The sequence below is a fragment of the Caulobacter mirabilis genome (genome assembly GCF_002749615.1).
Lineage (GTDB): Bacteria > Pseudomonadota > Alphaproteobacteria > Caulobacterales > Caulobacteraceae > Caulobacter > Caulobacter mirabilis.
In genome coordinates, this window is record NZ_CP024201.1 from 4,002,040 (window position 1) to 4,017,853 (window position 15,814).

Below are 15,814 nucleotides of genomic sequence, written 5' to 3' on the forward strand. Positions count from 1 at the left end.
ATGAAACTGGCCGCACGCTAGGAGCGGCCAGTCATCGGGGCAAGGCCCGTCAGCGGTCCGACGCGGCCGTCAAGCTCAGTATCCGACGGCCCGGCGCATCTGGGCGCGCATGAAGTCGGCCGGCGGCTCGGACTCGGCCAGCACGGCGTCGCGGATGGCGCGCGGCTCGCCGAACAGGTGGCCCTGGCCGAACGCGAAGTCGAGCTCGAGGATGTCGACGATCTGGCGCTCGGCCTCGACCTTCTCGATGATCACCTCGACGCCGTAGCGGCGGGTCAGGCGGGCGAAGTCGGCGGCATGCAGGTCCGGCAGCGAATTCAGCACCAGCCGGCCCTCGGTCTCCTCCAGCTGCTCGAGCAGCATCTGGGCGCCGACCTTGATGAACTTCACGTCGGCGCGCGACAGATCCTGGAAGTCGAGGTCCAGGTCGACGACCTTGTCGAGGCTGAACTTGAAGCCCAGGTCGGCCAGTCGCGCCATGTGGCGGGCCTCGACCGCGCCGCGGCGCTCGAACGCCGCCTGGCCCAGCTCGAAGATCAGCGCGCCGGCCAGGTCCTTGTTGGCCGACAGGAACTCGAGGAACTGCGGGAAGAAGGTCTCGTCGGCCAGGCTGGCCAGCGAGATGTTGCAGAAGATGCCGACCTTGCGGTCCTGCTTGGCCAGCCGCCGCACGATCTGCACGCAGCGGAACAGCAGCAGGTTGTCGATCGCCGCGACCAGGCCTTCCGGCTCGGCCACCGACAGATACTCGGCCGGCATCATCACTCGACCGGTGTCGTCGCGCAGGCGCGAGAAGCTCTCGTAGAAGACGGTCCGCCGCTGCGGCAGCGAGACCACCGGCTGCAGGTAGAGGTCGACGCGGTTGTCGGCCAGCGCCGACTTCACCGTGTCGAGCAGGGCCACCGACTGCGGCGCGCGGCCGAAGGCGTGCGGGACGGCGGCGGCGGCGACGCGGCTGGAGAGCTGAGCCTCCATCTTTTCCGCCATGCGGTGAACGGCGTCTTCCAGCGTATGGACCTCGCTGGCCAACTCCTCTGAACGGCGCAGGGCGTCGTCCGTGACGGTCTCGACAACCTCGGTCAACCGGGCGTCGATCTTCTCCATCTGCTGGGCCAGGATCAGGTTGGCTTCGCGGATATTGCCGATCTCGCTGCGCAGGGCCGACATGTCCAGGCCGCGGCGCACCAGCAGATGCGCCACGCCCATCACGCCCAGGCCGCCGACCAGGGCCGAGAGGCCGGCCGCCCAGCCGCCGCCGCTGCGCCAGATGCCGAGCGCCAGGCACAGCGACAGCGTCACGTACGCGCCGGCGAGGAAGAACTGGGTCAGTCGTTGCATGTGGCGTCCGCCCCTGCGAATCGGGTCGATTATCCGACGCGCGCGTCGGAGGTGTCGATGATCTTAACGCAAGGTTTCAGTCCGCGCTCGCCGCACGCCATGCGTCGTATAGATCCAGCTCCCCCTCCGGCCTGACGGGTACATAGATCATCGGTCGCGCCTGCTCGGCCAGGGGGCGTCCCAGCTCGGCGTAGACCGCCGCCGTCGACAGCCCGTAGGCCGCGCCGTCCTCGTTGGAATAGGCGTAGGCGATCTCGTCCACCCCGGCCATCCGCATCGCCGCCAGGCACATCGGACAGGGATGCCCGCTGGCGTAGACGCTCGCACCGTCGAGCCGCGGCCGCCCCAGGGCCTTGCCGGCCGCCCGCAGCGCGTTCAGCTCGGCGTGGGCGGTCGGGTCGTTGGTCGCGAGGATGTCGTTGACGCCCTCGGCCACGACGGCGCCGTCCAGGACGACCACCGCCCCGAACGGACGCCCGCCCCGCGCGAGGTTCTCGCGGGCCAGCTTGATGGCGTGGCGCAGGTGACGCTCGGCGTCGGTCATGGCGAAACTCCTCTATGGGCAAGGCATTCTAGCGCCGGTTGCGCATCGACAGTCGGCCCATGAACTGATAATCGCTCGCAAGTTTTTGGCGGGGCGTAGAAGGCGAAGTGTTTTGAGCTGCATCGACGAAGACCGGACCGGCCGACTGCTCAGTGAAGCGGTCCCCGGCGACCGTGGCGTGATCCTGCGAGTCCATCCCCATACCCACGCGGGCGATCCGCTCACCGCGGAGGAACTCGAACGCCGGTTGCTGGAACTGGGCTTTGTCGAGGGGGCCGCCATCGAGGTGCTGCATCAGGGCCTGTTCGGCCGCGACCCGATGGCCGTGCGCTTGGACGACATGCGCGTGGCGCTGCGCCGCCACGAGGCCGCGTCGATCGAGGTCGACTTCGCCGTCCGCAACGGAGGGGGGGCATGACCGAAGCCGTCCTCAACCCCGCCCGCCTGGCGCTGGTCGGCAACCCCAACACCGGCAAGACCGCCCTCTTCAACGCCCTGACCGGCAGCCGCCAGAAGGTCGCCAACTACGCCGGCGTCACGGTCGAGCGGAAGGCCGGCGTCCTGACCGCCGCCTCGGGCCGCACCATCCATGTGCTCGACCTGCCCGGCACCTACAGCCTGCGGGCGCGCAGCCCGGACGAGGCCGTCACCCGCGACGTCGTACTCGGCAAATACGCCGGCGAAGTTCCGCCGGACGTGGTGATCTGCGTCGCCGACGCCACCAACCTGCGGCTGGTCCTGCGCCTGGCGCTGGAGCTGAAGCAGGTCGGCCGGCCCTTCGTGCTGGCGCTGAACATGTACGACATCGCCCAGCGCCAGGGCCTGCGCATCGACCTGGAAGGCCTGTCGCGCGAGCTCGGCGCCCCGATCGTCACCACGGTCGCCACCCGCAAGCGCGGCATCGAGGACCTTGTCGCCCAGGCCGAGGCTCTGGCCCAGACCATGACGCCCGGCGACAACGTCTGGCACGAACCCACGGCCGCCGAGATCCGCCACGCCCACGCCGAGGCCCAGCGCCTCCACCGCGCCTTCGTGAAGCCGCCCGAGCGTCCGGACACCTGGACCGGCCGGATCGACAGCGTGCTGCTGCACCCGGTCGCCGGCCTGCTGATCCTGTCGACCATCCTGTTCGTGATGTTCCAGGCCGTGTTCGCCTGGGCGACGCCGGCGATGGACGGCATCGAGGCCTTCTTCGCCTGGGTGGGCGGCCTGGTCGGCCAGTTCGTGACCAACGAGCTGCTGCACAGCCTGATCGTCGACGGCCTGATCGCGGGCGTCGGCAGCGTGCTGGTGTTCCTGCCGCAGATCCTGATCGTCTTCTTCTTCATCCTGCTGCTGGAAGACAGCGGCTACATGTCCCGCGCGGCCTTCCTGATGGACCGCCTGATGGGGGCCGCCGGCCTGCACGGGCGGGCCTTCATCCCGCTGCTGTCGAGCCACGCCTGCGCCATTCCCGGCGTCATGGCCGCCCGGGTCATCGACCAGAAGCACGATCGCCTGACCACCATCCTCATCGCGCCGCTGATGACCTGCTCGGCGCGGATCCCGGTCTACACCCTGATCATCAGCGCCATGATCCCGCAGAAGACCGTGCTGGGCTTCATGAACCTGCAGGGGCTGGTGATGTTCGGCCTGTACATCTCGGGCATCATCTCGGGCCTGATCGTGGCCTTCGTCATCCGCAAGGTGTTCTGGCGAAAGGCGTCGGAGCCCTTCATGATGGAGCTGCCGACCTACAAGCTGCCCGATCCCATGAACGTCCTGCGGAACCTGTGGCAGCGCGTCGGCATGTTCATGAACCGCGCCGGCCGCATCATCCTGCCGCTGATGATCCTGGTCTGGGTGCTGTCGACCTTCCCCTACCCGCCCGAGGGCGCGACCCAGCCGGCCATCGACTACAGCTTCGCGGGCATGATCGGTCACGCGATCCAGCCGCTGCTCGCCCCGATCGGCTTCAACTGGCAGATGTCGATCGCCCTGGTCCCCGGCATGGCCGCCCGTGAGGTCGCGGTCGCGGCCCTGGGCACCGTCTACGCCGTCGGCGACGTCGAGGGCGCGGGCGGGGCGACCCTGGCCAACATCCTCGCCACCCAGTGGTCGCTGGCTTCAGGCCTGTCGTTCCTGGCCTGGTACGTGTTCGCGCCGCAGTGCGTGGCCACCCTGGGCGTGGTGAAGCGCGAGACCAACGGCTGGCTCTGGCCGACCGTGATGTTCGTCTACATGTTCGCCCTGGCCTATCTGTTCGCCTTCCTCGCCTACCGGACGGCGGTGTCGCTGGGCTGGGGCTGACGCCTCAGAATTTGTGATGGTCACGCGCCGTGGTAGGCTTGACGCGTGACCATCCAAGTCAACATTGCCAAGGCGACGCTGTCGGATGTCGTCGATCAGGTTCAGGCGGGTGAGGAAGTGATCCTCCTGCGTGACGGCGAACCTGTCGCAACCGTGCGAACAACCAAGTCCAAGTCTTCGGCGACGCAACCACGCACCCTTGGCATCTGGGATGATCTCGGCCTGGACATTCCGGACAGCGTGTTTCTCGAGCCCGACCCGGAACTCGAGGACCTGATGGACAAGCCAATCGGACCGAAGGAATAGCCCGTCGCCCACCCGGCTAGCGCCGGACTGCTCCTAACAGTGCCGCGTACTCCGGAGACGCGGCTATCGGCTTGCCCTACGCCTTCAGCCGCAACGCCACGGGCTGGACGAAATGAAACTGCTGCTGGACACCCACGTGCTCGTACGGTCCGCGATCGCCTCACGCGCCCTGCCGATGCGTGTTCTCGATGCGTTGCGCGATCCGGCGAACCAGGTTCTGGTCAGCGCGGCGTCCGCCTACGAGATCGAGTATAAGCGCCCTCGCGACCCGGAGCTGCAACGCCTTCCGAGCGATCTGGCGATCGTGGTCGACCGTCAGCAGTTCACCTGGCTGGACATTTCCTGGGAGGACGCTCGCGACGCCGGGCTGCTGCCTCGGCATCATCGCGACCCTTTCGACCGCCTCTTGGTTGCTCAGGCGCAACGGCATGGCGCGACGCTCGTCAGCGCCGACCGCACCCTTCCGAGCCTTGGCGTTTCGACCTTCTGGTAGTCCGACGCTCCTAGCGGGTCGGGACCGGAACCTCGCCGCGGTAGTCGTAGAAGCCGCGGCCGGCCTTCTTGCCCAGCCAGCCGGCCTCGACATACTTCACCAGCAGGGGGCAGGGCCGGTACTTGCTGTCGGCCAGGCCCTCGTAGAGCACGTTCATGATCGACAGCACGGTGTCGAGACCGATGAAGTCGCCCAGCTCGAGCGGCCCCATCGGATGGTTGGCGCCCAGCTTCATGGCGGTGTCGATCGAGTCGACCGTGCCGACGCCTTCGTACAGCGTGTAGATCGCCTCGTTGATCATCGGCACCAGCACGCGGTTGACGATGAAGGCCGGGAAGTCCTCGGCGTTGGTCGTGGTCTTGCCCAGCGACCGGGCGAAGGTCACCGCCCGTTCGTAGGTCGCGCCGTCGGTGGCGATGCCGCGGATCACCTCGACCAGCTTCATCAGCGGAACGGGGTTCATGAAGTGCAGGCCGATGAACCGTTCCGGCCGGTCGGTGGTCGAGGCCAGGCGGGTGATCGAGATCGAGGAGGTGTTCGACGCCAGCAGCGTCTCGGCCTTTAGATGCGGCTGCAGCGCGCGGAAGATCGCCTTCTTGATCTCTTCGTTCTCGGTCGCGGCCTCGATCGCCAGATCCGTCTGACCGATGAGCGCCAGGCTCTCGGCAGGCTTGATGCGGCCCAGCGCCGTCTTCATCGCCGCGTCGTCAATGAGGCCCCGGCTGACCTGGCGGGCCAGGTTGTGTTCGATCGTCGAGACCCCGGCCTCGATCTTCGCCAGGTCGAGATCGTTCAGGTAGACGTCGTAGCCGGCCAGAGCGCAAACATGCGCGATGCCCGACCCCATCTGACCGGCGCCGATGACGCCGACCGTCTTGATATCCGTCATGAAGACTCGCCTTTGACGTTGACGCGGTTGCCCGGGAAGGCCGCGCCCAGGAGAAATGTGGCGGGCTTTCTAACACGAGAGTCCGCGACGTCGCCAAGGCCTTTGCTGCGATGCAGCGCAAAGCCACACCCTCAATGGTTGTAATGTATAGACACTAAATCGTAACTCGTCACAGTACAGATGAGCAGGTCTAGAGTTGCGGGCCGGGATGCATAGCGAACATCAAGCCGTCTTCGTCGTCGTGGCGATGGTCGTCGCGGTCTTCGGATCCTGGACGGCGCTGGATCTGTTCCGCCGCGTGCGGGCGAATGTCGATGTCGCGCGCCTCGGCTGGCTGGCGGCGGCCGCCGCCGCGATGGGCCTCAGCATCTGGTCGATGCACTTCGTGGCCATGCTCGGCTTCCAGCCGCCGGTCTCCGTCCGCTACGACGTCGGCCTGACCCTTCTGTCGCTGTTCATTGCGATGGCGACGACGGCCCTGGCCTTCTTCGTCGGATCCAGCGGCGTCCCCGGTCGCGCACGGATCGTCCTGACCGGCCTGGCCATGGGTCTGGGCATCTGCGCCATGCACTACACCGGCATGGCGGCGCTGCGCTCCAGCATGCCGTTCAGCTACGATCCCGCCATCGTCGCCCTCTCCTATCTCGTAGCGGCGGCGGCCTCGATCGGGGCTCTCTTCGCCGCCAGCCGCGACCATACGCGGTTCAGCGCCGGGATCGCGGCCCTCGCCCTCGGCGGCGGCATCGTGGCGATGCACTACACCGGCATGGCGGCGATGCGGATGGCGCCGCATGAACATACGCCCTCGCTCGACCTCCACGCGCCCGCGCTGCCCCCGATCGCGCTCGCTCTCGCGGTCGCGACGGGTACGCTGCTGCTGCTCGGGCTGACCCTGGTGGCCGCCGTGTTCGATCGCCGCCACGAAGCCGTCACGGCTCGTGAGGCCGAGACGCTCCGCAGCAGCCGAGCGCAGCTGCGGGCGGTGCTCGAGCAGATGCCGATCGGCGTCCTCGTCGCCGAGGCGCCGTCGGGCCGCATCATCTTCGGCAACGCCCAGGCCGAGGCCCTGCTGGGCGCCCAGGGCGAACGCCTGGAGCAGCTCGATGGCGACGGGCGACCGGTCGATACGCCCATGGAATGGGCGTTGCTGGGCCAGACCGTCAGCCGCGAGCGGCGACAGCACCAACTCGCCGACGGCCAGACCGCCACCCTGGAAATCAGCGCCACCCCAGTGCGGGACGCAGAAGGCTACATCGCCCTGGCCGTCCTGACCGTCCAGGATGTGACGGCCCAGATCGAGGCCGAGGAGGCGCTCAGCCAGGCCCAGAAACTCGACAGCCTCGGCCGGCTCACCGGCGGGGTGGCGCACGACTTCAACAACCTGCTCACCGCGGTCATCGGCAGCCTGGAGCTGGCCGCCCGCCGCGTCGACGACGAACGGGCCCTGCGCCTGATCGGCAACGCCGGCGAAGCCGCGCAGCGCGGCGCGCGGCTGACGGCGCAGCTTCTCGCCTTCTCGCGGCGCCAGAAGCTGGAGAGCCGGGCCGTCGACCTGAACGGCCTGATCACGCGGATGGGCGATCTTCTGGCCAGCACACTCGGCGGCACGATCCGCGTCGAGTTCGACCTGGCGAGCGACCTGCCCCCGGCCATGGCCGACCCCATGCAGCTCGAACTGGCCCTTCTGAACCTGGCGATCAACGCCCGCGACGCCATGCCGGGCGGCGGCGCGCTCACCTTCTCCACGGCCCAAGCGCGGGTGGACGGCGGCGGAGCCCTGGAGCCCAAGCCCGGCCACTACGTCTCGGTCAGCGTGACCGACACCGGCGACGGCATGACGCCAGAGGTCCTCGCGAAGGCGGTCGACCCGTTCTTCACCACCAAGCCGGCCGGCCGGGGGTCGGGCCTCGGCCTCAGCCAGGTCGTCGGGCTGGTCCGCCAGCTGGGCGGCGGTGCGACGATCCGCAGCGCGCCGGGCGAGGGCGCCTCCGTGACCCTGTACCTGCCCCGCGCCCAAGCCCCGATCGAGGTCGCCTCCAGCCAGCGATCGACCGCAGCCGCGACCGCCCGCAGCGGCGCCGTGATGGTCGTCGACGACGACGACGACGTCCGCCGCCTGGTCAGCGAACTGCTGACGGAAGCCGGCCATCAGGTGATCGCTTCGGACGACGGCGCCGAGGCGCTGGAGCGTCTTCATGCCGGCGTGCGGCCCGACGTCCTGCTCGTGGATTACGCCATGCCCGGCCTGAACGGCGCCGAGGTCATCCGGCGCGCGCGCGCGCTCCATCCGAACCTGCCGGTCCTGATGATGACCGGCTATCTGGATCATGCGGTCCTGCCCTCGGACATCGACGAGGACATCGTGCTGCAGAAACCGTTCGAGCCGGGCAAACTGCTCGATCGTCTCGCCGACCTGATGCCCAAGGTCGTCGCCTAGCCCAGCTCCCCAGCAGCCCAGAAAGTCCTTTGACGCGCCGGCGATTTCAGATATTTCTGTCTATACAGAAATTACGGAATGCCCCATGCATCTCACGCCCGTCATGCAGCGTTACGTCCTCCACTGGGGCGAGATGGGAACCCGGTGGGGCGTCAACCGCTCGGTCGCCCAGATCCATGCGCTGCTCTATCTCGCCGGCCGGCCGATGAACGCCGAGGAGATCGCCGAGACCCTGACCATCGCCCGCTCGAACGTGTCGAACAGCCTCAAGGAGCTGCTCGGCTGGAGTCTGGTGAAGCTGGTCCATCTGCCCGGCGACCGTCGGGACCATTTCGACGCCAAGGACGATCCCTGGGACATGCTGACCCTGATCGTCGAAGGACGGAAGAAGCGCGAGATCGATCCGACGCTGGAGATGCTGCGGGCCTGCGTGGCCGAGGCGGAGGCCGACGGCGCGACGCCCCCCGAGGTGAAGGCGCGGCTGAAGGAGATGGCCGGTTTCATGGGCCGCCTGGACCGCTGGTACGAGCAGATGCGCCAGGTGCCGCGGCCGGTTCTGGTCAAGCTGGTCGGGCTCGGCGCGCGCATCGTCGGGCTGTTGGGCAAGTAGAGGGAGACGGACGATGACCTGGGCGGCGGACGGTTTCGGCGGGGTCGGCAAGGCCGCCAGGGTCCGGCCGCCCGCCGTCGGCGCCCCGGACTTCAAGCGCATGCTGGGAGCGGACGCCTGGGCGCGCCTGCCGGCCGCGGTCCGGCGCCGGTTCGGCGCCCACGCGGCGGCGCAGGAGATCGTCTATCGCGGGCGGATGCGGGTGGAGGCCACGCTGGCGGGCCGCCTGTTCGCCCAGATCTGTCGCCTGATCGGCACCCCGCTGGCGCCTTGGACGGGCGATGACGTGCCGGTGGACGTCGACGTCCACCAGGATCGCCGCGGCGGCCTGACCTGGGCCCGCACCTACCACTTCGCCGGTCGTCGGCCGATCCTGGTCAGTTCGACCAAGCTGATGGACGCCCGGGGCGACCTGCTGGAGGTCGTCCGCGGCGGGCTCGGCATGGCGCTGGACGTCATCGAAGCGGACGGCGCCCTGCATTTCCACAGCCGCTTCTACTTCATCGAGGCGATGGGCTTGCGGCTGCGCATCCCCGACCTCGCCACGCCCGGGCGGGCGCATGTCGTGCATGAAGACCTCGGCGGCGGCGCATTCCGCTTCACCCTCGCCTTCAACCACCCCTGGCTGGGCCGCACGCTCCACCAGGACGGCGTCTTCCACGATCCGGAGGCCTGACGACCATGACCGCGGTGCTGATCCTGCTGGCCTGCCAGGGGCTGCTCGGGGCGATCGACACGTTGTGGCACCACGAGGCGACGGCGCGCCTGCCGTCCAGCCCCACGGCGCGTCAGGAACTGGTGCTGCACGGGCTGCGGGAGGCGATCTACGCAGTGATCTTCCTGACCCTGCCCTGGCTGCGCTGGGAGGGCTGGCTGGCCGGCGTCCTGGCGATGCTGCTGGCCATCGAGATCGTCATCACCCTGCAGGACTTCCTGCTCGAGGACCGCACGCGCCGCCTGCCGCCGAGCGAACGGGTGCTGCACACCGTCATGGCCATCGGCTACGGCGCCTTGCTGGCGCTGCTGGCGCCGGTCCTGCTGGATTGGGCCGCCCGCCCCGCCGGCCTCGCGTTCGAAAGCCACGGGGCGCTGTCCTGGATCTGCACGGCCCTGGGGCTGGGCGTGCTGGCCTGGACGGTCCGAGACCTGGCCGCCGGCGTACGCCCCGCGGAGGGCGGGATCCGGCCCGCGACGGCGAGCGGCCGGACCGTCCTGGTCACCGGCGCGACGGGCTTCATCGGCGCCCCGCTGACGGCGCGGCTGCTGGCGCGAGGCGACCGGGTCGTCGTCCTGGCCCGCGACGATATCGCCGCCCGCCTGCGCTGGCCCGACGCGATGGTCGTTCGCAGCCTCGCCGAGGTCCCGTCGGACATGCGGATCGAGGCGATCGTCAACCTGGCCGGAGCGCCCGTCGTGGCGGGTCCCTGGACGCAGGCCCGCCGCCGCGCCTTGCTGGCCAGCCGCGTCGAGACGACCCGCGCCGTCAACGCCCTGGCCGCCAGGCTGGACCGCGCCCCCGCCGTCATCGTGGGCGCCTCCGCCGTGGGCTTCTACGGCGACCGGGGCGAAGAACCTCTGGACGAGGCGGCTCCTGCGGGAATGGGCTTCATGGCCGACCTCGTCCGGCTGTGGGAGGCGGAGCAGACACGCGCGGACGGCGTGCGGATCTGCCGCCTGCGCCTGGGCATGGTCTTCGACTGGAGCGGCGGACCGCTGCCGTCCCTGGCGCTCCCCGCCCGTTTCGGCGCGGCGGCGGTGCTGGGAACCGGCGGCCAGTTCGCGCCCTGGATCCACCTCGACGACGCCCTGCGGCTGATGGAGACCGCGCTCGTCGACGCCCGCTACGTCGGCCCCGTCAACGCCGTCGCGCCGGAGCAGGTCACCCAGGCGGAGCTTACCCGCGCGCTCGCCTGGCGGTTCCGCCGCCCCTGCTGGGCGCGCGTCCCCGCCTGGCCGCTGCGGCTCATGCTGGGCGAGATGTCTGACCTGTTCCTGGCCGGCCAGCGGGTCGAGCCGAACCGCCTCCGCGCCCTGGGCTTCCGCTGGTCACGGCCGCTGCTGGCGGACGCCCTGGAGCCGGCCGAGCCCAGCCGGGCCGGCGGCCTGCCCCTGGCGCCGCACGCCGGCCGCAGCGCCGCCGCCTGAAACGCCGTCCGCGACCAGCCCCTCGTCGGGGCAGCGGGTCATCGCGACCCGCGCTTCCTCGAGCAGCCAGTCGCGCAGCGCCATGATCCGCGGCAGCTTGGCGGAGTCGGCCCGCCAGACGAAGCAGTACTCCGCCTCGGCCTTGATCGACCCCGGCAGCGGCTTGAGCAGCCGGCCGGCGCGGATGTCCTGCTCGACCAGCCACTCCCGCACCAGCGCCAGGCCCAGGCCCTGAAGGCAGGCGTCGGTGAGCACCGCCGAGTCGTCGAACCGGGCCCCTCGCGGCAGCCTCGGCGTGCGCAGGCCGTGCCCCTCGAACCAGAGGTTCCAGGGATAGCCGGTGTGGTGCAGCAGGGGGACCTTGGCGATATCCTCCATCGACCGCACCGGATGCCGATCGAGGAACTCGGGACTGCCCACCACGAAGAAGCTCTCGGTGAACAGATGGACGCTTTCGACCCCCGGCCAGGGCCCCTTGCCGTGGCGGATCGCGGCGTCGACGCCGTCGGTGACGAAGTTGGACAGCTTCTGATCGACGTTGAGCTCCAACTGACCGACTTCGGCGGGCATGCGGCTCATGCGGTGGGTCAGCCAGCGGCCGGCGAAGGCGTGCACGGTCGACAGCACCAGGGGCGACTCCGTCGCCGCGCCGCGGACCAGCGTCTCGACGCCGGACCGCATCAGGTCGATCGCCTGCGCCACCTGCGCCGCCAGCTTCAGCGCCGCCTCGGTCGGCTCCATGGCGTTGCCGTCGCGGGTGAAGAGGCGGGCGCCGAGCTCTTCCTCCAACCGCCGGATCTGCTGGCTGACGGCGCCGTGGGTGACGTTCAGCTCCGCCGCGGCGCGGCTGTAGCTGCGATGGCGCGCCGCCGCCTCTAGAGCGCGCATGGCGATGAACGGCGGCAGGCGCGTCACGGAGCGAATGTTAGTTCCCCTTACAACCCGAGCCAAAAACTATCGTTCGCTATTTGGTGTTCGTCGGACGATGTTCCAACCCGCAGCGCTGCTTTCCTCCCTCCGAACTCCGAAAGTCAGAACCATGAAGACCCAGCTTCTCTCGCTGGCGGCCGGGACGCTGCTGTCCGCCGCCCTGTTCGCCAACGCCCAGGCCGCGACGCCGTCCGAGCGCTGGATCGCCGAATCCCGCGCCGCCCTCGAAGCCAGCCTCGACGCCGCCGGCCTGGCCGACGACGGCAAGGCCGTCGCGATCACCATCAAGGCGGCCGAGGACCAGAAGGGCTACGCCCCGCGCATCGTCCGCTCCAGCGGCTCCACCGACTACGACGCCGCCGTCCGCGAGGCGGTGAAGACGGTCAAGCTCGGCGCGCCGCCGGTCGAGCTGCGCGGCCGCGGCGTCACCTTCACCCTCGGAGCGGCCTCGGCGGGCGGAGCCTCATCCGCCGGCGCCCGCTGAGCGTGGTCCGGGAGCGGGACTGGACGCCCGCTCCCGGACATCTCTGCAACGAAAAAGGCCCGGAGCGCGCGCTCCGGGCCTTCTCGTTTGGGCTGGTCGGCCGGGCTTAGCCCAGCGCGGCCATCAGTTCGGGGACGGCGGTCTTGTAGTCCGCCACCAGGCCGTAGTCGGCGACCTGGAAGATCGGGGCGTCGGCGTCCTTGTTGATCGCGACGATGACCTTCGAGTCCTTCATGCCGGCCAGGTGCTGGATGGCGCCCGAGATGCCGACGGCGATGTACAGCTCCGGCGCGACGACCTTGCCGGTCTGGCCGACCTGGTAGTCGTTCGGGGCGTAGCCGGCGTCGACGGCCGCGCGAGACGCGCCCACCGCCGCGCCGAGCTTGTCGGCCAGCGGCTCGATGACCTTCGAGAACTCTTCGGCCGAGCCCATGGCGCGGCCGCCCGAGACGACGATCTTCGCGGCGGTCAGTTCCGGACGGTCCGACTTGACCATTTCCTCGCCGACGAACTTCACGCCCGAGGCCGAAGCCCCGGCGATCTTCTCGGCGGCGGCCGAGCCGCCGTCGCCGGCCGGCTTGAAGGCGGTCGGGCGGACGGTCAGGACCTTCTTGGCGTCGGCGGTCTGGACGGTCTCCAGCGCGTTGCCGGCGTAGATCGGGCGCACGAAGGTGTCGGCCGACACCACTTCGACCACGTCCGAGATCGGCGAGGCGTCCAGCTTGGCGGCGACCCGGGGGGCGAAGTTCTTGCCCGAGGCGGTGGCCGGGATCAGGACGGCGTCATAGCCGCCGGCCAGGCCGATGATGGTGTCGGCGACGGCTTCGGCGATGCCGTGGCCCACGTCCGCGCCCTCGGCCAGGATGACCTTGCGCACGCCGTCGATCTTGGCGGCGGCGGCGGCCACGGCGTCGGCGCCCTGGCCCAGGACCAGCACGTCGACATCGCCCGACAGCGCCTTGGCGGCGGTGACGGTCTTGTTGGTGGTGTCGCGCAGGTGCGCGTTGTCGTTATCGGCGACGACGAGAACGGCCATTACAGCACCCCCGCTTCGGACTTGAGCTTGGCCACCAGTTCGGCGGCGTTTTCGACCTTCACGCCGGCGGAACGCTTCGGCGGCTCGGTGACCTTCAGGACCTTCAGGCGCGGCGCGACGTCGACGCCGTAGTCGCCGGCGGTCTTGGTCGCGATTTCCTTCTTCTTCGCCTTCATGATGTTCGGCAGAGAAGCATAGCGCGGCTCGTTCAGGCGCAGGTCGGCGGTGACGACCGCCGGCAGGGCCACTTCGATGGTCTGCAGGCCGCCGTCGACTTCGCGGGTCACAGTCGCCTTGTCGGCGGCCACGTCCAGCTTCGAGGCGAAGGTCGCCTGCGGCCAGCCGAGCAGCTGCGACAGCATCTGGCCGACGGCGTTGTTGTCGCCGTCGATGGCCTGCTTGCCCATCAGGATGAGATTCGGCTTCTCTTCGTCGGCCACGGCCTTGAGCAGCTTGGCGACGGCCAGGGGCTCAACGTCCGAGTCGGACTGGATCAGGATGCCGCGGTCGCCGCCCATGGCCAGCGCCGTGCGGATGGTTTCCTGAGCCTGGGCCGGCCCGATGGAAACGATGACGACCTCGGTCGCCACGCCCTTTTCCTTGAGACGCACGGCTTCTTCGACCGCGATCTCGCAGAAGGGATTCATGGACATTTTCACGTTCGCCAGGTCCACGCCCGACTGGTCGGGCTTCACCCGCGCCTTCACGTTGTAGTCGATAACCCGTTTGACCGGGACCAGCACCTTCATGGCTTCATTCCGCCCGTGTTGCATTGCGAAAAGTCTTGCGCGCACAGGCTGATAACGACTCTCGCGCGCAATGCAAGTTTCCCTACGGGTCAATTCACGCGACGAATTTGCCCTTCCCCAGCGCCTCCTGGGGCGCACCGCTAGGCGGGCGCTGGGCTTTCCGGTAAACGGCGCGCCATGAACCGCACCATCGACCGCCTCAAGATCGTATTCCTGATCATCTTCGCCGTCGCCTGCGCGGCGCTGTGGGCCTACCAGCTGCTCTATGTGCTGCCCGCGAAGAACTGCGAGGCGCAGAAGATGTGGTGGGACGCCGGCCGGCGAATCTGCGCTCAGCCGCTCTACATCCCCGACATCACGCGTCGTCCCGCGGGCATGAGCCGCAAGGAATGGTCGGAGAAGCAGGCCGCCCGCCAGGTCGAGCGCGAAGCCGAAGGCTATCCCTCGCCCAACGGCCCGGAGAAGACCGAGGCCCCCGCCGCTCCGGCTCAGCCGGCCCCGGCGCCCGCGCCCGCCGGCAAGGCGCCGGCCGCGAAGTAGCCGTCAGCGGTTTCCGCCCGGGACCCACAGCACGTCGCCGGCCCCTTGGCCGTTCGCCCAGCGCGCGGCGACGAACAGCAGGTCCGAGAGCCGGTTCAGGAACTTCAGCGCCTCGGGGCTGACCGGCTCGTCCGGCTCGGCCGCCAGGGCGACGCACAGCCGCTCGGCGCGGCGGCAGACCGTGCGCCCCAGATGCAGCGCCGCCGCCGCCGGCGTCCCGCCCGGCAGCACGAACGAGGTCAGGGGCGACAGGTCGGCGTTGAGCTGGTCGATCTCGCGCTCCAGCCGGTCGACCTGCGACTGCAGGACGCGCAACGGCTCCCACTCGAGTTTCTTGCCGCGATCCGGCGTGGCCAGGTCGGCGCCCAGATCGAACAGGTCGTTCTGGGCGCGCGCCAGGATGCCGTCGAGCACAGCGTCGCCGGCCGTGTGCAGCCGCGCCAGCCCCAGGCAGCTGTTGGTCTCGTCGACCGTGCCGTAGGCCTCGACGCGCAGGCTGTTCTTCGGCGTCGGCTCGCCGGTCGAGAGCCGGGTCAGCCCCTTGTCGCCCGTGCGGGTGTAGATCTTGTTCAGGGTGACCATGGTTCGCCCGTCAGCCGCGCGTGCGCCACCAGAAGGCCGCCACCAGGACGACGACGGCGACGAACTGGAGCACGACGCGCAGGCGCATCAGCCGGTTGGAATAGGAGCGGCCGAAGTCGCCGCCCTTGTAGAGAGAGTACAGGCCGGCGATCAGGGTGATCAGCACGGCCCCGAGCGCGATCGGGATCAGATAGTCGAAGATGTCCATGGGCGGCGAACCTACCGCTCCGCCGCCCCTTCCGCCACTGGGCTTGAAGAACGTCCAGGGCGTGCATGGATGACATGTTCGCCGAGCGCGTTCACTGACGAGCGATATCGCCTCTTGGGACGCCTCTCACGCGAATATCCGCGCGCCTTGCGGCGGTTTCCGTCAATTTTCTTTCGCACTGAGCCTTGATTCGTATCCGCGTTCGCCGTACATGCGCATCACGACATTCGTTGA

At 69.3% G+C, this 15,814-nt stretch carries 18 protein-coding genes; 10 read left to right on the forward strand and 8 right to left on the reverse strand.

Translation table 11 applies throughout. From position 1 onward, the window contains the following. Window positions 1-75: 75 nt before the first annotated feature. Entirely contained in the window at window positions 76-1,338 is a 1,263-nt protein-coding gene (gene tipF / locus CSW64_RS18925; protein ID WP_099623558.1) for a flagella assembly cyclic-di-GMP phosphodiesterase TipF, read from the reverse strand. A 76-nt stretch (window positions 1,339-1,414) separates the two neighbouring features. Continuing rightward, window positions 1,415-1,882 (reverse strand): nucleoside deaminase, encoded by a 468-nt coding sequence (locus tag CSW64_RS18930; RefSeq protein WP_099623559.1) that lies wholly within the window; start codon window positions 1,880-1,882, stop codon window positions 1,415-1,417. Window positions 1,883-1,994: 112 nt separating this feature from the next. Here CSW64_RS18930 and CSW64_RS18935 point away from each other — a divergent pair, with 112 nt between their 5' ends. The 4 genes from CSW64_RS18935 to CSW64_RS18950 all read left to right on the forward strand — a co-directional run bounded on the left by CSW64_RS18935 (window position 1,995) and on the right by CSW64_RS18950 (window position 4,970). Beyond that, complete coding sequence (locus CSW64_RS18935) at window positions 1,995-2,300, forward strand: FeoA family protein (RefSeq protein WP_245863767.1); 306 nt, start codon at window positions 1,995-1,997, stop codon at window positions 2,298-2,300. Next, entirely contained in the window at window positions 2,297-4,171 is a 1,875-nt protein-coding gene (gene feoB / locus CSW64_RS18940) for a ferrous iron transporter B (RefSeq protein WP_099623561.1), read from the forward strand. The genes CSW64_RS18935 and feoB overlap by 4 nt, the downstream gene beginning before the upstream one ends. A 45-nt stretch (window positions 4,172-4,216) precedes the next feature. Then, window positions 4,217-4,477: a type II toxin-antitoxin system Phd/YefM family antitoxin gene (locus tag CSW64_RS18945; RefSeq protein WP_099623562.1), complete on the forward strand. Its 261-nt coding sequence runs from the start codon at window positions 4,217-4,219 to the stop codon at window positions 4,475-4,477. Window positions 4,478-4,589: 112 nt separating this feature from the next. Continuing rightward, window positions 4,590-4,970, forward strand: coding sequence for a type II toxin-antitoxin system VapC family toxin (locus CSW64_RS18950; RefSeq protein ID WP_099623563.1), 381 nt, complete (start codon window positions 4,590-4,592; stop codon window positions 4,968-4,970). 10 nt (window positions 4,971-4,980) lie between these two features. On the opposite strand, the gene CSW64_RS18955 is transcribed toward CSW64_RS18950, so the two are convergent. Next, the gene (locus tag CSW64_RS18955) at window positions 4,981-5,859 is read right to left on the reverse strand and encodes a 3-hydroxybutyryl-CoA dehydrogenase (RefSeq protein ID WP_099623564.1); all 879 of its coding nucleotides are present in this window, start codon (window positions 5,857-5,859) and stop codon (window positions 4,981-4,983) included. 208 nt (window positions 5,860-6,067) lie between these two features. Here CSW64_RS18955 and CSW64_RS18960 point away from each other — a divergent pair, with 208 nt between their 5' ends. The 4 genes from CSW64_RS18960 (at window position 6,068) to CSW64_RS18975 (ending at window position 11,051) form a co-directional block, all read left to right on the forward strand. Beyond that, complete coding sequence (locus CSW64_RS18960; RefSeq protein ID WP_099623565.1) at window positions 6,068-8,296, forward strand: MHYT domain-containing protein; 2,229 nt, start codon at window positions 6,068-6,070, stop codon at window positions 8,294-8,296. Between the two features lie 85 nt (window positions 8,297-8,381). Then, entirely contained in the window at window positions 8,382-8,906 is a 525-nt protein-coding gene (locus tag CSW64_RS18965) for a GbsR/MarR family transcriptional regulator (RefSeq protein ID WP_099623566.1), read from the forward strand. A gap of 13 nt (window positions 8,907-8,919) precedes the next feature. After that, window positions 8,920-9,582, forward strand: coding sequence for a DUF4166 domain-containing protein (locus CSW64_RS18970; RefSeq protein ID WP_099623567.1), 663 nt, complete (start codon window positions 8,920-8,922; stop codon window positions 9,580-9,582). 5 nt (window positions 9,583-9,587) lie between these two features. Further along, window positions 9,588-11,051 (forward strand): TIGR01777 family oxidoreductase, encoded by a 1,464-nt coding sequence (locus tag CSW64_RS18975; protein WP_099623568.1) that lies wholly within the window; start codon window positions 9,588-9,590, stop codon window positions 11,049-11,051. Here the strand turns inward: CSW64_RS18975 and CSW64_RS18980 are convergent. After that, entirely contained in the window at window positions 10,953-11,966 is a 1,014-nt protein-coding gene (locus tag CSW64_RS18980; protein WP_245863768.1) for a LysR substrate-binding domain-containing protein, read from the reverse strand. The genes CSW64_RS18975 and CSW64_RS18980 overlap by 99 nt on opposite strands. Before the next feature lie 124 nt (window positions 11,967-12,090). On the opposite strand from CSW64_RS18980, the gene CSW64_RS18985 reads away from it, so the two are divergent. Then, on the forward strand, window positions 12,091-12,465 hold the full coding sequence (locus tag CSW64_RS18985) for a TonB C-terminal domain-containing protein (RefSeq protein WP_172448627.1): 375 nt from the start codon (window positions 12,091-12,093) through the stop codon (window positions 12,463-12,465). 106 nt (window positions 12,466-12,571) lie between these two features. Here the strand turns inward: CSW64_RS18985 and CSW64_RS18990 are convergent, their stop codons facing one another. Then, window positions 12,572-13,501 carry an electron transfer flavoprotein subunit alpha/FixB family protein gene (locus CSW64_RS18990; protein WP_099623570.1) on the reverse strand — a complete coding sequence of 310 codons (930 nt, stop codon included), beginning with the start codon at window positions 13,499-13,501 and terminating at the stop codon, window positions 12,572-12,574. Beyond that, the gene (locus tag CSW64_RS18995; RefSeq protein WP_099623571.1) at window positions 13,501-14,250 is read right to left on the reverse strand and encodes an electron transfer flavoprotein subunit beta/FixA family protein; all 750 of its coding nucleotides are present in this window, start codon (window positions 14,248-14,250) and stop codon (window positions 13,501-13,503) included. Before CSW64_RS18995 ends, CSW64_RS18990 begins: the two co-directional genes overlap by 1 nt. A 177-nt stretch (window positions 14,251-14,427) precedes the next feature. Here CSW64_RS18995 and CSW64_RS19000 point away from each other — a divergent pair, with 177 nt between their 5' ends. Then, on the forward strand, window positions 14,428-14,790 hold the full coding sequence (locus CSW64_RS19000; RefSeq protein WP_099623572.1) for a hypothetical protein: 363 nt from the start codon (window positions 14,428-14,430) through the stop codon (window positions 14,788-14,790). Window positions 14,791-14,793: 3 nt separating this feature from the next. Here the strand turns inward: CSW64_RS19000 and CSW64_RS19005 are convergent, their stop codons facing one another. Together CSW64_RS19005 and CSW64_RS19010 are read right to left on the reverse strand one after the other, a co-directional pair. Next, complete coding sequence (locus CSW64_RS19005; RefSeq protein ID WP_099623573.1) at window positions 14,794-15,372, reverse strand: cob(I)yrinic acid a,c-diamide adenosyltransferase; 579 nt, start codon at window positions 15,370-15,372, stop codon at window positions 14,794-14,796. A gap of 10 nt (window positions 15,373-15,382) precedes the next feature. Further along, window positions 15,383-15,580: a twin transmembrane helix small protein gene (locus CSW64_RS19010; RefSeq protein ID WP_099623574.1), complete on the reverse strand. Its 198-nt coding sequence runs from the start codon at window positions 15,578-15,580 to the stop codon at window positions 15,383-15,385. Window positions 15,581-15,814 lie beyond the last annotated feature (234 nt).

Excerpts from the sequence above, each read along its gene's own strand:
- tipF (WP_099623558.1), bottom strand. The coding sequence starts at position 1,338 with ATGCAACGACTGACCCAGTTCTTCCTCGCCGGCGCGTACGTGACGCTG.
- CSW64_RS18930 (WP_099623559.1), bottom strand. The coding sequence starts at position 1,882 with ATGACCGACGCCGAGCGTCACCTGCGCCACGCCATCAAGCTGGCCCGC.
- feoB (WP_099623561.1), top strand. The coding sequence starts at position 2,297 with ATGACCGAAGCCGTCCTCAACCCCGCCCGCCTGGCGCTGGTCGGCAAC.
- CSW64_RS18950 (WP_099623563.1), top strand. The coding sequence starts at position 4,590 with ATGAAACTGCTGCTGGACACCCACGTGCTCGTACGGTCCGCGATCGCC.
- CSW64_RS18955 (WP_099623564.1), bottom strand. The coding sequence starts at position 5,859 with ATGACGGATATCAAGACGGTCGGCGTCATCGGCGCCGGTCAGATGGGG.
- CSW64_RS18960 (WP_099623565.1), top strand. The coding sequence starts at position 6,068 with ATGCATAGCGAACATCAAGCCGTCTTCGTCGTCGTGGCGATGGTCGTC.
- CSW64_RS18965 (WP_099623566.1), top strand. The coding sequence starts at position 8,382 with ATGCATCTCACGCCCGTCATGCAGCGTTACGTCCTCCACTGGGGCGAG.
- CSW64_RS18970 (WP_099623567.1), top strand. The coding sequence starts at position 8,920 with ATGACCTGGGCGGCGGACGGTTTCGGCGGGGTCGGCAAGGCCGCCAGG.
- CSW64_RS18975 (WP_099623568.1), top strand. The coding sequence starts at position 9,588 with ATGACCGCGGTGCTGATCCTGCTGGCCTGCCAGGGGCTGCTCGGGGCG.
- CSW64_RS18985 (WP_172448627.1), top strand. The coding sequence starts at position 12,091 with ATGAAGACCCAGCTTCTCTCGCTGGCGGCCGGGACGCTGCTGTCCGCC.
- CSW64_RS18990 (WP_099623570.1), bottom strand. The coding sequence starts at position 13,501 with ATGGCCGTTCTCGTCGTCGCCGATAACGACAACGCGCACCTGCGCGAC.
- CSW64_RS18995 (WP_099623571.1), bottom strand. The coding sequence starts at position 14,250 with ATGAAGGTGCTGGTCCCGGTCAAACGGGTTATCGACTACAACGTGAAG.
- CSW64_RS19000 (WP_099623572.1), top strand. The coding sequence starts at position 14,428 with ATGAACCGCACCATCGACCGCCTCAAGATCGTATTCCTGATCATCTTC.
- CSW64_RS19005 (WP_099623573.1), bottom strand. The coding sequence starts at position 15,372 with ATGGTCACCCTGAACAAGATCTACACCCGCACGGGCGACAAGGGGCTG.
- CSW64_RS19010 (WP_099623574.1), bottom strand. The coding sequence starts at position 15,580 with ATGGACATCTTCGACTATCTGATCCCGATCGCGCTCGGGGCCGTGCTG.